The organism is Ruminococcus sp. (genome assembly GCF_016283395.1).
On the sequence record NZ_JAEEMU010000042.1, the window covers coordinates 44401 to 61526 of the forward strand.

Sequence of the window (17126 nt, forward strand, 5' to 3'; positions counted from 1 at the left end):
ATCTTGTGTAAATTATTATGTCATCAGCTTATACTGCGCTTTCGATAGTTACCTTAAAGGAGATACTTACGTTATTGCATAAAGTATATGCATAATAATGACCTGTGCATCCTTTGTAATTAAATGTATATTCACCTGCTGGAAGTGTCTTGAAATCATCTGCACTATACACTTTTCCGTTGCTGTCAGTTACTGTATATATAGGTTTTCCCGACTCACTTGAATAAAATAATCCTTTAAATGTTTCTTCGTTTGTACCGTACTTTAATGTTGCGATATATTCAAGACCATCGAAATCAAGATCTTCCCCCTGCTTGTAAACTGTCTTTGTCGGATAGGATTTGACTTCCTTGAACTCATATGTCGGGTGCATATTTGGTACAGTTGTTGTAGTTGTTGAAGTCTCTTTGACAGCAGCAGTAGTGACTGATGTAACTACAGTCTGCTCAGTATTATTTGTGCTGTCGTTATTACCTGATGTTGGCTTTGGGTCAAGACCGAGGAGTATGCGCTGTATTGCAAGTGCGTCCTGAGTTGAGAGACCGCCGCCGTTAATATCGCCGAGAGCAGATCCTCTCTTTGTGATATGGTTTTCATCAGTACCGTTTACGCCGTACTTGTTAGGATTTGCAAGAGACTGCATTATAAGAACAACGTCGCCCATATCAAGTGAGCTGTCCACATTGGCATCACCGATATCACCGGTATATTTGCTTACTTCAAGTTCGCCGCGAATGATAGTATTTGTATCAGGATCAACATAGATATCGCCTGAAACTATATCGCCCTTGCGGAGATCTGTGTCAGCACTGCTGTTTCCGAGCATACTTTCTCTGTTGTTAATAGTGTAAGAACCGATCTTGCTTATAATAAATCCGTTTTCTGAACCGATAGTGAAGTTTGTTACCTCAGCGTTGCTTATCTTTACCTGCTTTGCAGGCTTTTTAGCTGAATTTATATAGACCATTACAGAAAAATCAACAGCCTGTGTATCGTAAACAGTTTTGTCGTAAGATTCGCCATTTACCTGGCACTTGAAGAAGCCCTCTGTACCTATCTTTACGATATAAGCACCGCCCTTGAGTTTGCTGAACTCATCGGCTGAAACAGAAGTCTTGCCGTCAAGTGACTCTATCTTGATGTACTGAGGATAAATGTTTGTAACACTCCATACGTAGTCAGTAATAAGTGTATCGAAATTGCCCTTGTTTGAATGTCTGTTTACGCTGTGGTAAGCGTTGATAACAAGACCGCTGAAGTCAAGTGACTCGCCCTCGTCGTAGATAGTCTTTGTAGGGATAGTCTTTATGCTCTTGAAATGGTCAACGCCTGTACCGTACATCCATACTTCAGGTTCTGTATATGTTGTTGAATGGTCGGGAACTTCGTTATTTGTACCGCCGTAAGGGTAAGATACAGCAGCTGTTGTGGTAGGGCTCGGGTTATAGTGAGTTGTAACAGAATATAGATCAATGCTGAAAATATCATAGAGATAGTTTACAGCCATATAGCTTTGATTAGCAGTTACTATTATATTATCGCCCTTATTGAGGCTCTTTAGTATTTCAGTGACTTTTTCTTCCGAAAGACCGTCTTCGAGGCGGAGAGAGCTTAAAGTGTATTTTATACCGCCGCTGAGATAAAGCTCCTTATAGCTGCCACAATCAGCATAGCTGTCGAAAGTACCTCTGAACGATGTGCGGTCATATTCTTTTACACTTGTTACCGGAGCAGTTAACGTAGTTGTGATCATAGTAGTTGTTACAGGCTGAGAAGATGAAGCATTGACTTTTACCTGATAATAGTCCTTAGCCATTCCTTCGCCTTCGCCGTATGTAATATAAATAGTATAGATACCGGGCTTTGTGTTGTCGAATTCAGAATCATCTATTTTGAAATACTTGGAGTCAAATGGCTGTTGGAAAGTATCTCCGTGCATTCCGTGTGAATCATATACTGTACCATAAGCCATGCCGCCTGAGAGATCAAGCTCTTCACCGATATTGTATTCAACTTTTGTCGGATATGAACCTACAGAAAGTCCATATTTTTTCCAGTATGCGGTCGTTGTGGTAGTTACGTTTGCATTAGGGTTTACAGTGTGAGTTCCTGAGTATAAGGAATGATCAACAAGGGCTCTGACAGACCTGATATAGTTGAAAGTCATATAAGTAGAAACTACACTTATTGTGACCATATCGCCTTTCTGAACATTTGCAAACCATGAAACGTCGCTTTCCTTTTCGAGAGTGTATACGTCTTCACCGTTGTTCATGTAAAGCTTTTTTCCTTCAATGCGGTCAAAGTTGCCTGTGATTACTGTATTATAATCCTCAGTATGTGAAGTAACAACTGTCGTAGTAGTTGTTGTTACCGAAGGATCGGGAGCTGTAGTGAAAACAGGACGTTTTACAGCGTAATCGGCCTTAACGATACCTGTCAGGAATATGTTGGATTCATGCCAGAAGCAATTGAACAGCATATCAGCGATATCGCCCTTTTTCAGAGATGAGAGTATTTCCTGATCTTTCTCGGTATAATCGCCTGTTAAATAAACAGGTCCGAGGTCATCTACTATAATAACATCGTCATCAATGTACTCTATGGTATCATATATAGAATTCATATCATTTTTTCTGATCTCATATCCTGTTTCGGTGTCGGCAGTACCGACAACAGCTGCCTTTTTGATGTTTGTTATCTTACGAGTTTTGTTCTTTTTATAAGTAAAAGTAGCCTCGACTACATTTCCTTCCTTGAAAGCATCTGATGATACTCCGTCTGCAAGCTTGAATATGCCGTTGTCCTTTAAGCAGAAGAATTTTCCTGTTACCCAGATCACTTCGTCCTTGACGGATATTTCTTTGCCTTCTTCGGGGAAGCTTTCGTCTGCACATTCGTGGCAGTAATATAAATAATGATCAAAAGATGTTTCTTCCAGATCATATATGTCGAAGATCTTGCCGCACATCTGACAGCTGTCTGAAAAACTCTTATCAGGTTTTTCGTTGCTTATACTTTTTAAAGATACTATATAATGGTTATTTTTATTATCAGGTGTATTCTGATAATTATACTCTAAATACAGCTCTTCGCCGACTTTGGGCTCGTGACCGAGCTTGTTGGTGAGATGCTGTAATTCAAGAGGAGCATTGAAGAAGAATTTTCCTGCTGTGTCGAAAGTTACTGAGTCGTTGTCGATAGCAGTGATCGTACCATGAACTTTTGCGGATAGTGTGGGGAAGCAGCATGAAGCTGCGGGATAGCAGTCGTAACAAGCGGAACAGCCGTTTGATGCAACGTGTATTTCGCTTTTCGGGACTTCCTTATGGCAGAGCATACACTTTGCCATTTCAGCTTGTTCTGCTGAGTCAGCGGCTACAGCTACTGATGTGTTTGTGATCGTGGGTGCAGCAGACATCATTGATGCTGACATTGCAGCTGCAAGTGTGATGGATAATATTTTTTTGAATAGCATAAATAATACCTCCTTTGTAAATTTTCATGCTTTCTATTACTTAGACGGGACAGGATAAATAAACTCTCACATTTTTTTAGAAAAAAATTATGAACTTTTTGTGAAGCGATATGCTACTTTTATTACTGTATATAAGATATAAATAGCAAAATTATAACTATTCGAGATAATAATTGACGGATTGTGTGAGACTATATATACTTATAGCACAAAATATCATCTAATAAGTATTATATGTCATTGAAATAGTGACATGGGAGGCATATAATATAGACAGTGAGAAAAAGGTATGCGATAGGCATACTGTTCAGAGGATATTAAAAATCTGGAGGGATTTGCTATGAAAAAAGCTGACCTTAGAAAGAGAGCGGTATCTGTAGCAGCTGCGGCTGTTATGACAGTGTCCGCAGCAGTCGGTACAACTGCCAATGTATTTGACTTTGGCGCAGATGCATCTGTAATGACCGTGTATGCGGCTGAGAGCAGTGTGAAGGTGCTCAGCAGCAAAGGCTACGGCGAGGGCGTTTATGCCACATGGTCATCGGTATCGGGCGCATCGGGCTACAATGTCTATGTAGACGGCACTCAGATAGACAGTATGCTCATAAGGCAGTACAGCGGCTACATGAGAGCCGATGCAGTAGGTCTCAAGGCAGGAAGTCATACTATTAAGATAGTACCTGTTATAGGTGGCAGGGAAGACGGTTCCAAGGCTGCCGAGACTAAGGTGAATGCATATGCACACGACAGAAGCGGCTTTGCTTTCGTAGGCGGCAGTGCTAACGGTGCATACAATGCAGACGGCACACTCAAGAGCAATGCTATCGTTGTATATGTTACAGACTCCAACAAGGACAGTGTTACAGCAAGTATTGATGCTACAGGTAAGGGAGCAGAGACTCTTACAGGCGTTCAGAACATCATTACAGGCTATAAGAAAGGAAAAGAATCAAGACCACTGAATATACGTTTCATCGGTAATATAACAGATCCCTCGATTCTCACTAAAGGCGACCTCATGCTTGATACGGTCACAGCAGGCTGTACCGTTGAGGGAATAGGAAACGACGCAACTCTTAACGGCTTCGGTCTCGTGATGAAAAACTGCTCAAACGTTGAGGTGAGAAACCTCGGCTTTATGAACTGCAACAGCAATGAGGGCGACAACTGCGGATTACAGCAGAATAATAACCACGTATGGGTGCATAATTGCGATTTCTTCTATGGCGATGCAGGCTCTGACGCAGATCAGGTAAAGGGCGACGGAGCACTTGATACCAAGACATCTACATATATAACTCATTCCTATAACCACTTCTGGGACAACGGCAAGTGCAACTTGCAGGGTATGAAGTCTGAGTCGACGGATAATTATATCACATACCACCACAACTGGTATGATCACTCAGACTCACGCCACCCCAGAATAAGGACCTGCTCTGTACATTGCTATAACAACTATTTTGACGGCAATGCAAAGTACGGTGTAGGTGTAACAATGGGAGCTTCATGCTTCGTTGAGAACAACTATTTCAGAAACTGCAAATACCCTATGCTTATTTCCATGCAGGGCTCTGACGATATCACAGGCGGTACATTCTCAGGTGAAGCAGGCGGCGTTATAAAGTCCTTCGGCAATGTTATGACAGGTCAGAAGGCTTATACCACATATCAGCAGAATAATACTGATTTCGACGCATATGAGGCTTCTTCAAGAACAGAGAAGATAGGTTCCGATGTAAAGGCAAAGAGCGGCGGAACTTCATATAACAATTTCGATACGTCAAGCGTGATGTACAGCTATACTCCCGACAATGCCAGCGATGTGCCTTCAATAGTCACATCAAAGGCAGGACGTGTGGACGGCGGAGACTTCAAGTGGCAGTTCAACAATGCTGTGGACGATGAGAGTTATGCAGTCAATCAGGGACTTAAATCCGCACTTGTGGCATACAAGGGCAGCGTAACAGCTATCGGAAGCGGCTTCAAGGAGGACAATGCTACTGCGCCTGTAGTAACTACTACAACTGTTACTCAGCCTGTAGCTACTGATATAACTACTACCACTACCACAGTCTCACAGGCAGCTTCAACGACTACTACATCTGCTCCTGTGGTAACTCCCGTAACAGGCGGAAATATCATCTTCGCTTCACCAAACGGCGGCGGTGACGGAAAGTCTGCAAATTCGCCTACTGATGTTCTTACAGCTATAAAGTCAGTACCCGCAGGCGGCACTATTTACCTCCTTGCAGGTACATATAAGTATACTTCAACTATTATGATAGAGGAGAGCAACTCAGGCAGGGCAGGCGCATACAAGACTATTGCCGCTTATCCCAGTGCTGAGGTAAAGTTCGACTTTACAGGACAGGCTGTTGACGGTGCAAACCGCGGCTTTGTTCTTGACGGTTCCTACTGGCACTTCTACGGCTTTGAGATAGCAAACGCAGGAGATAACGGTATGCTCCTCTCAGGCGATAACAATATCATCGAAATGATGATATTTGACGGCAATCAGGATACAGGACTCCAGATATCAAGGTATAACAGCTCATATACAAGCGTTTCACAGTGGCCGAGCAACAACCTTGTGAAGAACTGCACATCGCGCAATAACTGCGACGATGCCACAATGGAGAATGCAGACGGCTTTGCTGCAAAGCTTACCTGCGGTGAGGGCAATGTATTTGACGGCTGTATCTCTTACAACAATTCAGATGACGGCTGGGACTTATACGCTAAGGAAGCTACAGGTCCTATCGGTGTTGTAACAATAAAGAACTGTATCGCATTCCGAAACGGCTTCACAGAAAGCGGCAAGGGCTACGGCGACTGTGACGGCAACGGTTTCAAGCTTGGCGGCGGCGGTGTTGGTACACGCCATATCGTTGAGAACTGTCTTGCGTTTGAGAACCTCAACTGCGGATTTACGGACAATAATAACCCGAAATTCGGCGATATGAAGAACTGTACCGCGTACAACAACGGTATCGGCGGCAATGGCAAGGCTAACTACATGGTATACCGCTGCGATACATCTGCGACCTTCAATGGTATGATGTCGTACATCAATACAGGCAAGGTATCAAAGACAAATGCGGCAGGCATTAAAGTCTCAAATGATAAGTTCGTCGGAAATATGACCAACTCAATTTACTACAACAGCAAGTACTACTTTGCAAAGTCAAATACTGCTATGACTAATGGTGCAAAGCTGGGCGATATCATTACTCCTGCTGACAGTGACTTTATGACACTTAACGTTGCTGCTATGGGAACTGATTTCCACAAGGCTTGGAGAAATGCAGACGGCTCACCAAAGACAGGCGGCTTTGCTGAAACAGCATCAGGCAGCGCATATAAGAACATCGGCTATCATATGAGCAGCGGAGTTGATCAGGTCGCAGCTCCCGACCCTTACGCAAACGGTACATCTAATCCTGTACAGACTACAGCTTCCGCAACAACGACTACCACCACAACAACTACAACTACTACATCAACATCGACTACACTGCCCAAGGGTAACGGCGTGGCAGGTGACGCAAACGGCGACAGCGAGATAGATATGTCAGATATCGTTCTTATCATGCAGAGTCTTGCAAATCCGAACAAGTATCAGATAGCTCCCGAAAACCTTGCAAATGCAGATGTTAACCAAAGAGGCAACGGAATAACCAACGGTGATGCACTGGCTATCCAGAAGTATCTCCTGCATCTCATACCCACTCTCCCCGAATCATAATATGATCGGGCTCCAAATAAATGATACAATGGAAAAAGGAACCTCCCCCCATCAGGTTCCTTTTTTCATAATTTAAGCTGCATACTTAAATTATAACAGATTATTTACATTTAAAGATAGATAAAGTGTTGACATTGAGCTTAAAAGAAAGTATAATAAGATTAAAGAATTATTGGAGTTTTCCAATAAAAGGAGGATATATAACATGAAAAGCAAGTTAAGAAAAGCGATCGCACTGGCTGCTGCGGGAGTCATGGCAGCTGTACAGTGCAGTTCAACAGGTCTTTTCAATGCTATCGCAGCAGGTGAGGCAACTGCTGCTACAGCTTTCCCTTACACTATCGAGGGCGAAAAGATGAAGGGAGCAGACCTGTGGACATCTATCTATCAGACAGAGATACCGGGATACTCAGGCGAAGGATTCTATTATCTCACAGCTCAGCCTGCATCATTTGAGGTAACTGTTCCCGAGGACGGTATGTACTCTATCGTTGTCCGCGGAGCACAGATACTCAATGAGGGCGGCAGACAGCAGGCTGTAAAGATCAACGGAGTTAAGTACACTACACAGGCTGCTTATTCAGACAAGTGGATCGACTATGATTTCGGAATGGTGCGTATGAACAAGGGCGTGAATACTATCGAGTTCATAAGTGAATACGGCTATATGGCTATTGATAAGGTAACGGTGGATAATGCACAGTTCCCCGATCTTTCAAAGGCAAGCGGCACTACTGTGGACGCTAAGGCTACTCCCGAGACAAAGGCTCTTATGAAGTATCTCAAGAGCGTTTACGGTAAGCATATCCTTTCGGGACAGCAGGAGATATACGGCGGCGGTCATGCTGTTGAAACTACTATCCGCTATGATGCAAATGCAAACAAGTGCATCGATCAGGACGGTGTTGAGTACGTTATCGACGAGGAGAGCTGGGACAAGACAGAGCAGGGAGAGAAGTTCCCGTGGCATTGTACAGGTCCAGACGGACAGGTCTATACCTACAGCACTCAGAACCGCAATTACACATATAACGATTATAACTATGAAGTAAGATACATCAAGGAGCTTACAGGCGAAGAGCCTGCTATACGCGGATTTGATTTCGGAAGCTACTGTCCTTGTTATGCATGGGACGACGGTGTTGCACAGCGTATGATCGACTGGGCTACAAAGAAGAACGGAATATGCACAGCTTCATGGCACGTAAATGTTCCTACTACAAAGGCTGACTATACTCTCGGTGAGCCTCTTGATTTCGCAAAGACGACTTATACTCAGAATACTGACTTTGTAACTGCAAACTGCATGGTAAAGGGCACTATGGAGTATGATTATTTCCAGCTCTGTATGAAAAATCTTGCAGCTGAGCTTAAAAAGCTTCAGGACGAAGGCGTACCTGTAATATTCCGTCCTTTCCACGAAGCTGAGGGAAACCCAAGCCATACCGATGATCCTATCGACGGTTCGGGAGCGTGGTTCTGGTGGTCCAAGGAAGGAGCAGTTGTATACAACAAGCTCTGGAACTTCTTGCAGGATACTCTCACAAACGAGTACGGGCTCCACAACCTTATCTGGGAGCAGAACCTCTATGCATGGTCTGATAACTCTGCAAAGTGGTACTCAGGAGATGACAAGGTAGATATCGTAGGCTTTGATAAGTACAACTGCCAGTACAACCGCCACGACGGCAAGCAGCAGGGAACTCCTAACGAGGACGCTGAGGCTGGTATATTCTACACTCTGAATAAATTCGTCAAGGGCAATAAAATGGTATCAATGCCTGAGAACGATTCATGCCCGAGCCTTAACAATATGCAGGTAGAACACGCTTACTGGCTGTACTTCTGCCCGTGGTACGATTCTGAGCAGGCACACTTCCTCTGCGGTAAGGAGTATCAGGATCCCGATACATTCAAGGAGCTTTACAAGAGCGATTTCTGTATCACACTTTCAGAGCTGCCAAAGGACCTCTACAAGGGCAGTTCAGAGCCTTCAACAAGCACAACAACTACTACTGCAAAGCCTGTAACAACTACGACTACTGTAACAACTTCTTCCACACCTGCTGTAGCAGCTAAGAAGTACGGCGATGTAAACTGTGACGGCGAGATAGATATGTCCGATGTTGTACTCATCATGCAGTCTCTTGCAAATCCTGACAAGTTCGGCATAAAGGGTACTGACAAGAACCACATCACAGCACAGGGTGAAGCAAACGGCGATGTTGACAAGAGCAGCAAGGGCATCACTTCCAACGATGCACTCCGTATACAGGAATTCCTTCTCGGCAAGGTAAAAGACCTTGCACCGTCAAACAAGTGATAATAAAAAACCGAAAGCATTGCTTTCGGTTTTTTTATATGTTCATCGTTCAAATGGTCTGTTGAATGAACCAATTTCGATCAAATTGCCCTCGGGGTCTGCAATATAGCAGGTGCGCTGTCCCCATGGCTCGGTGGTAGGTTCTAATACTGACACTGCACCTTTTTCAACAGCCTTTTTGTACTCCATATCCACTTCCTCAAATGTATCCACGTACAGAGCTATTTCGGAATGACCATTCATGCCTTTGATGTATTCGTACTTGCGGCTGGTCATTTTTTCAAAATCACTTCGTCCGTAGAGCAGGAAAAGAGTTCCGTCCTTAATGAGATATACGTTTGAGGTATCTTCAGCTTCTTTTATCTCAAAGCCAAGTACATCGCGGTAAAAACGTATCATTTTACCCATATCTTCAACGAATAATCCGAAGCCGTCAAGTCTCATAAGAACCTCCTAAAAAGTATCGCTTTGTAGTTGTGGATAAATTATATCATCAATGAATGAACGTCCGTCTATGAGTCTGAATACATAGATGATAATGCCTGTACCAACGATAATGCCTGTGAGCTTTGACAGAACAGGTATTCCGCTGAATGAAGCGAGCCATACGCTTCCGTTCAGAAGATAGTGGAGCAGTACGGCTCTGAGCAGCCAGCGTCCAACCTTTTCGGTGATACATACTATCTCGGTGGATATGGCGGCTTTCTGCGCTAAGGGAGCAGCAGGAAGCATGAGATATGCAGCACCGTCAGCGAGTCTTGTGGCAAGGAAATAAGTGATTATGCCTGCTATCATTGGCAGAAGCTTCGCGGAATTATATTTCCTCATAATAAAGAATGAAGCCACAGGAAGAGCAAGATATATAAATGCAGTTATGCAATATCCTAAAATGGTGCTGTCTGAAAAAACGATATCATTTCCGTTCATAGCCTTATTTTATAACGGCAAAAGCCTGTTTCAGCGTACTGGCAGGGATAATATTTATATTATAGTCCTTTGGGTCTATAGCCGACATAGACTGCTTCGGCACTACACAGGTGGTAAAGCCCATTCGCTCAGCCTCGCGTATACGCTGGACTATATGTGATACCGAGCGTATCTCACCGCCCAGACCTATCTCACCGAAGGCTATGAGCTGCTCGTCTATCTGCTTATCCATGACTCCCGAATAAAGAGCCATTGCTACAGGCAGGTCGCCTGCAGGCTCGTCAAGCTTGAAGCCGCCGACGATATTGAGGTAAACGTCAAGTCCGCCCATGAATATGCCGAGACGTTTTTCGAGTACGGCGATTATTATATTAAGTCTGTTGAAGTCAAATCCCGTTACCATACGGCGCGGAGCTGAATAGCTTGTCTTTGCGGCAAGTGCCTGCACCTCTGCAAGTATAGGGCGGCTGCCCTCCATAACACAGGCTACACACGTACCCGATACGTTGTGTGGACGACCTTCAAGGAGCATCTGGGACGGATTTGATACCTCTCGCAGTCCCTTGTCAAGCATCTCGAATACACCTATCTCGTTAGTAGAGCCGAAACGGTTCTTAACTGCGCGGAGTATACGGTAGCTCTGATGTCTTTCGCCCTCGAAATACAGCACAGCATCAACGATATGCTCCATTACCTTAGGACCTGCAATAGCACCGTCCTTGTTTACGTGACCAACGATGATTATAGGTATCTCCTGATTTTTTGCAGTATGCATGAACAAGTTGGTACATTCCCTTACCTGTGTGAGACTTCCTGGACTTGATGTGATATGGCTTATGCTCATAGTCTGTATGGAGTCTATAATAGCGATATCGGGAGCACTTGAAGCTATGGTCTGAGATATTGCCTCAGCATCTGTTGCTGTGAGTATGTAAAGATTTTCCGTATCGACTCCGAGCCTCTGCGCGCGGAGCTTTATCTGCCTTGCGGACTCTTCTCCCGAAACGTAGAGTACGGAATGTTCCTCTCCGAGAAACTGGCATATTTGCAGGAGTATGGTACTCTTACCGATACCCGGTTCACCGCCGAGAAGAACAAGAGAGCCTTTTACAAGACCTCCGCCGAGGACTCTGTTAAGCTCTCCGATACCTGTATCGTAGCGCACATCACTGTCTGCACCGATATCCTCAAGTTCGAGGATATTGTCGGAAAGATCGGGAGCAGCTCCGCTTGATGCCGATGAACGCATGCCCGCAGGAGCTGTATCGGCGATGTCCTCCTCGAAGCTGTTCCAAGCTCCGCAGGAGGGACATTTTCCGTTCCATTTTGTGCTTTCGTAGCCGCACTGATTACAGGTGTATATATATTTTGATTTAGCCATTTTTTACCTCATTAAGCAAAGGCTTTGTCGATATTTTCAGCTGTAAGCGGATATTTTCTTCCGCAGAGCATAGTGCTGTCAGACGGCTTGAAGTTTGAAACATCAGAGCCTGCAAGTGACCAGCACTGTACCTTTCCGTCAAAATCAGTAGCATAGAATATCTTTGAAGTCATATCAAAATGTATGCCGCCGTCTGTATCACAGGTGGTATCAAGTTCCTTTATACCGTCCTCTTCAAGATAGAATACACATACCTTTGAGTCGGTAAGGATACCTGTTGAAACAACGACCTCAGGGACTCCGTTTATATCAAGATCAACGATCTCAAATGCAGCGTCCTTTATATCCTGATCTGCAAGTATCGATGACAGCTTTTCCTTATACACTGCCTTCTGGTCGTCCTTCATAACAGTGTTCCAGCACTCGGTATTATTCAGAGCGTAGTCAACGGCATTGTCGCCCATAGTGTATTTTCTGCCAACCTCGGCTGTTACGAAATCGCGGTAAAGGTGGAGATACTCCTCATACTTTGCAAGAGTTACCTCATTGCCGTTTATTTCATAGCGTATGGTAGTGCCCGAAGAAGCACTGCCCGAATTATTGAAGAAATCGAATTCCTTACTGAAACTGCCTTCCTTGAAGGTCTGATATTCACCTGTTGAGAAGCTTTCTCCGTCATAAGAGAAGCCGATAGCAGCCTGCGACGGTATGTACTGGAAAGTGCCGTAAGATCCTGTAGTGGCGATAAGATCGGCGTTGCTGCCGATGAGCATATATACATCGCACTGTGAAGCAGCTTCCGAAGAAGGTGAGATCACAAGCTCGGGGATATCATCGCCTGTAAGGTCGCAAAGATCGAACATTGAGTCGTCGGAACATCTGTCCGAGTTCTTGAAACTGCCGATAACTGCCTTGAAAGGCTGCTGCCAGTCAAAGGTCACATCAGACGGAGCAGAATTCACTTCAAGCAGACTCGGCGGCGGTTCAACTGCCTTTTTTGTTTCACTACAGCCTGTAAAAGCCGAAAGTGCAGCTGCCATTATGAGTAAAGTAGTGTTTTTCTTTATATTCACTGTTGTTGCCTCCTGATTTTATATACAATTATTGTACCACTTTTGACGAACTCTGTCAATAAATATTATTACAGGCTGAAAATGCATTTTTTTATGAAAAACAACGGTTTTACGATGTTAAAAGCTGTCATACCTCAGCTCCCAGAAGTACTTCCGTTTACATTCGGGGAAATCATCAAGGACACCATGCTCGGGATCGTAGAAAGTACCCTCGCAGTACAGTGACCAGTGCCAGCAGCGTGGAGTTTCAAGGCTCAGCAGACAAAGAGACGGCAGCTGAGACTTATCCTCAGCCTGTTTACGTTCATCGGATATATAAACGTCGTGATCGCGGAAGGTGCGCTTCATTTCTTTCAGGTCTGTTTCACGGTCATTATCAAGGTATTCGCATATGTATTCGGGAGTTTTTTTCAGTACCATAGCCAGTACAGCCTGACCGCACTGAAGGTCTGTAGGTTCATGTATGTAAGAAATATCCATTTTATCACCTCTCTGATATTTTACCACATCTGTAAAATGGTGTAAAGACTGTATTTCGGGCAAAATATCCACCTCATCTGTGATATTGGGGTTGAAATGGGTGAAAAATAGATGTATAATATAAAAAATAGATAAAATATAGAATGGGATAATAGTATTATTATGCACTTTATACCATAAAGTGGTAATTTAATAATATAGAAAGAGGGTATTAAAATGAGGAAAAACTTGATCCAAAAAACTATCAGTACAGCTGCGGCATTATGTGTACTGATACAGCCGTCGGTACAGATAATACCGCGGAGCACCGCAGCAAACACAGCAATGACCTACTCAAATGCAGTCGTAGCCAATAAAGGCTCAGCCGCAGGCGATGCCGTTATCAAGGGCGACAGCGCGGCGGTAGTGTACGACAGTACCCTGAAGTCAGATGTGCTCGATCTGCGCGGCGACTCATTCGGCAGCGGCTGGTTACAGCTTCCTGCGATGTTCGGCAAGGGCTGTGAGAACGGTTTCAGCTTTTCATTGAAGTATAAGCTGGACAGTGAGGCTGAGAGCTACACAAGGCTTTATCAGTTTTCACCCGTACCATTCGGAGCAGGTGCAGCACCCAGCTATTCTTCGCCCGATATATCAATCGACCTGAAAGACAAGAAGGCTTTCAGAACAAGTATATTCGTGGGCAAGGGAACAACTACCGAGAACGATGACAAGCACAGAGCTATATTCGATGTACAGTCTGCTCCCGACAGCGGAAAGTGGCATGAGCTTACGGCTGTATATTCAAAGACTAAGGCTGAATTCTACATTGACGGCAAGCTGCAAAGCATAAGTGATGCGGATACTCTCACCGATACCATGAGCAGTCTTTTCAGTGAGGGAGTCCTGCCGTCTTATATCTATAATTCTATCGGTCATTCGGTGTATTCCGACAACGATATAAAAGCCTGCGTAGACGATGTTGCGCTTTACGGCTATGCACTTACGGCACAGCAGGCAGCAGCACTTCCAAATGATCCATTGTATCTTTACACATTCGAGGAAGATACCATAACCGAGGGCGAGGCTGTTCCCGAGCAGGAAAATGCTACAGCCCGTGACGGCACAGTTCTTACAAGCATTCCCGAGTACGAAACTGTTTCTCCCGACGGTACTCTGGTAACAAAATTCTGGAAAGACAGCAGAGGCAGCTATTACTACTCTGTAAGAAAGCAGAGCAATGGTACATGGGGCACAGTCATCGAGCCCTCAAAGCTTGGACTTGTAACTACTACCGAGGATCTGTCGTCGGGCTTTTCGCAGACAGCTCCTGCAGCTGCAATCGTGGAGCATGACGAGACCTACTCAATGCCTTACGGCAAACATTCTAAAATACGAGACAACTACAAGGAAATATCATTTCCGCTGAAAAAGGGCAGTTCCACACTGACAGTCTATTTCCGTGTTTATGATGACGGCATGGGCTTCAGATATGCCCTTGACCACGGTGCTTCAATAAAGGAGGAGACCAGTCAGGTCATCTTCCCAAGCAAGAGCAAGTTCTGGGGCAACTGGCCAAATGCCACCTATGAGTGGGACATGGTCGAGCTCCCAAGAGACAGGGCTAACGAGACGAATGCTACCTATTCCTGCCCGTATACAGGCGTTATCAACGATAAGTACTGGGTAACTGTCACAGAGGCAAGCGTTTTCAATGAGGACGCTCCTTACTGTGCAGGTTCTTTGCAGTTCATTGGTGATTATCACAGCCTGCGATTCAAGGGCGGCGTAAAGGTCAGCGGCATAACAATGGGCAGTGCTTTCCATACTCCTTGGAGAGCAGTAGTTATCGGTGACAGCCTTGACCGGATGTCCTCCAGCGACCTTGTACTCAACCTTAATCCTCCCTCGGTAATAGAGGATACAAGCTGGATAAAACCAGGTAAAACAGCATGGTCATGGTGGAGCAGCGGCGGCGATTCGCCTGTTGAATATCATACTCAGAAGGACTATATCGACTTTGCGGCAGAAAACGGCTGGGACTTCGTATGTCTCGACTTCGGCTGGGCTCTCTGGGACGACAGTGAAGCTAAGGTCAAGGAGCTCTGCGAGTACGGCGCAGAGAAAGGCATAGGCATCTATCTCTGGTATGGTGTTAACAATAAGGGACACTCAGGCTATAAGGACAGCAAGGGCAATCCTGCATATCCGTATTACTCGCTGCTTGATGAAGCAACTATAGTACGTGAGTTTAAGCGCATAAGAGGTCTTGGCGTAAGCGGCGTCAAGGTAGACTACTATGAGAGCGATACTCAGGAGACTATGAAGCAGATGAATCTCTGCGCAAAGATAGCTGCTGAAAATCATCTCATGGTGCTCTTCCACGGCTGTACTATTCCCCGCGGCGAGAGCAGAACATATCCTAATATAGTTTCATACGAAGCTGTAAACGGAACAGAGTATTACAAGTGGTTTGACGCTCCTGCACTGGCTAACCGCGTTTCCTATACATTCACAAGAAATGTAGTAGGCTCGGCAGACTTCACACCTACAGGTATACCAATATACGGTATTAAGGCTACAGCAGGCTTTGCTCTGGCTGACGTTGTTACTATCGAGTCCGGCATACAGCACTTCGCACATTCTGTATACACCTATCAGGGCAATAAGGCTCTTCCGTTCCTCAATGATGTTCCCGTTGCATGGGACGACATGAAAGTCCTTGACGGCTACCCCATGCAGTTCAACGTTACAGCAAGAAGAAGCGGCAGCAACTGGTACGTAGGAGCTTCCACGCTGTCGGCAAGAAAGGTCACAGTAAAGCTTTCCGAGCTCATTGACGATGACGGAACATATACCGCTTATCTCTTCGGCGATAATAAGGACGGCAGCCAGATAGAGGTCAAGATAATCGAGGACCTTACCAGGGACAGCGTTATTGAGCAGCAGCTTCTGGCAAATGGCGGTTTTGCCATGAAGATAACCAAGAGCGGTATGAAGCTTACGACTCCGTACAGCAATTTCAAATTCTACGAAGCTGAAAATGCAAAGCTTTCGGGACAGGCTTCTGTTACTGCCGATAAAAACGGCAAATACAGCTCAGGCAATGCATATGTTGGCTATGTAGGCGGAAACGGCTCAAACTACATTACATTCGACAATGTAACTGTGGACAAGGCAGGGGACTACAAGCTCAGGATATACTATGTATCAGGTGAGAGAAGAAGTCTGAAAATAGACGTAAACGGCTCATATGCCACAACTCTTGACGGTCTGTATGCCAACAAAAACGACTGGTCGGGAATAGCTGCTGCCGATACTACAGTAAAGCTGAAAGCGGGCGTAAATACTATCAAGCTCTATAACGATAAGAGCTACGGACCTTCAATTGACAGAATAGCTGTAGCTATACCTGTTAAGGATATTGAAGGTGACGTAAATCTTGACGGCGAATTCAGTGTGGCTGACCTTGTTCTCATGCAGAAATATCTTCTCGGAGCAGCTTCATTCAATAAGCAGCAGTTCACTGCGGCAGACCTTAATAAGGACGAGATAATAGATATCTATGACCTTATAAAGTTCCGCAAAAAAATCATTTCAAAGTGAGGTCAAAGCTTTATAAACAGTACTGTAAATTGAAATAGGGAAGAAAAACTATGTAATACAGCCATGAGCCGTTAGTCATTAGGCATTAGCCGGAAGAGTTCGCTTATGCTCACATTATTAAATTATTCGCC

General features: G+C 44.7%; 9 protein-coding genes. 3 read left to right on the forward strand and 6 right to left on the reverse strand.

Features of this window, described 5'->3' with window-relative positions; translation table 11 throughout:
* Positions 1 to 28 precede the first annotated feature (28 nt).
* A complete protein-coding gene (locus tag QZZ41_RS09600) occupies positions 29 to 3478 on the reverse strand; it encodes a hypothetical protein (protein WP_295071033.1) in 3450 nt (1149 codons plus the stop codon).
* 340 nt (positions 3479 to 3818) lie between these two features.
* On the opposite strand from QZZ41_RS09600, the gene QZZ41_RS09605 reads away from it, so the two are divergent.
* Positions 3819 to 7226 carry a right-handed parallel beta-helix repeat-containing protein gene (locus tag QZZ41_RS09605; protein ID WP_295071035.1) on the forward strand — a complete coding sequence of 1136 codons (3408 nt, stop codon included), beginning with the start codon at positions 3819 to 3821 and terminating at the stop codon, positions 7224 to 7226.
* A gap of 205 nt (positions 7227 to 7431) precedes the next feature.
* Entirely contained in the window at positions 7432 to 9549 is a 2118-nt protein-coding gene (locus tag QZZ41_RS09610; protein WP_295071037.1) for a glycosyl hydrolase, read from the forward strand.
* 42 nt (positions 9550 to 9591) lie between these two features.
* On the opposite strand, the gene QZZ41_RS09615 is transcribed toward QZZ41_RS09610, so the two are convergent.
* The 5 genes from QZZ41_RS09615 to QZZ41_RS09635 all read right to left on the reverse strand — a co-directional run bounded on the left by QZZ41_RS09615 (position 9592) and on the right by QZZ41_RS09635 (position 13410).
* Positions 9592 to 9993: a VOC family protein gene (locus tag QZZ41_RS09615; RefSeq protein WP_295071040.1), complete on the reverse strand. Its 402-nt coding sequence runs from the start codon at positions 9991 to 9993 to the stop codon at positions 9592 to 9594.
* Positions 9994 to 10002: 9 nt separating this feature from the next.
* Complete coding sequence (locus QZZ41_RS09620; RefSeq protein WP_295071043.1) at positions 10003 to 10476, reverse strand: hypothetical protein; 474 nt, start codon at positions 10474 to 10476, stop codon at positions 10003 to 10005.
* A gap of 4 nt (positions 10477 to 10480) precedes the next feature.
* Positions 10481 to 11857 (reverse strand): DNA repair protein RadA, encoded by a 1377-nt coding sequence (gene radA, locus QZZ41_RS09625; RefSeq protein WP_295071045.1) that lies wholly within the window; start codon positions 11855 to 11857, stop codon positions 10481 to 10483.
* Between the two features lie 11 nt (positions 11858 to 11868).
* Positions 11869 to 12930, reverse strand: a complete 1062-nt coding sequence (locus QZZ41_RS09630; protein ID WP_295071048.1) for a hypothetical protein — start codon at positions 12928 to 12930, stop codon at positions 11869 to 11871.
* 117 nt (positions 12931 to 13047) lie between these two features.
* Complete coding sequence (locus QZZ41_RS09635; protein ID WP_295071051.1) at positions 13048 to 13410, reverse strand: hypothetical protein; 363 nt, start codon at positions 13408 to 13410, stop codon at positions 13048 to 13050.
* Positions 13411 to 13626: 216 nt separating this feature from the next.
* On the opposite strand from QZZ41_RS09635, the gene QZZ41_RS09640 reads away from it, so the two are divergent.
* Positions 13627 to 16995, forward strand: a complete 3369-nt coding sequence (locus QZZ41_RS09640) for a glycoside hydrolase family 97 catalytic domain-containing protein (protein WP_295071054.1) — start codon at positions 13627 to 13629, stop codon at positions 16993 to 16995.
* The last annotated feature ends 131 nt before the right edge of the window (positions 16996 to 17126 follow it).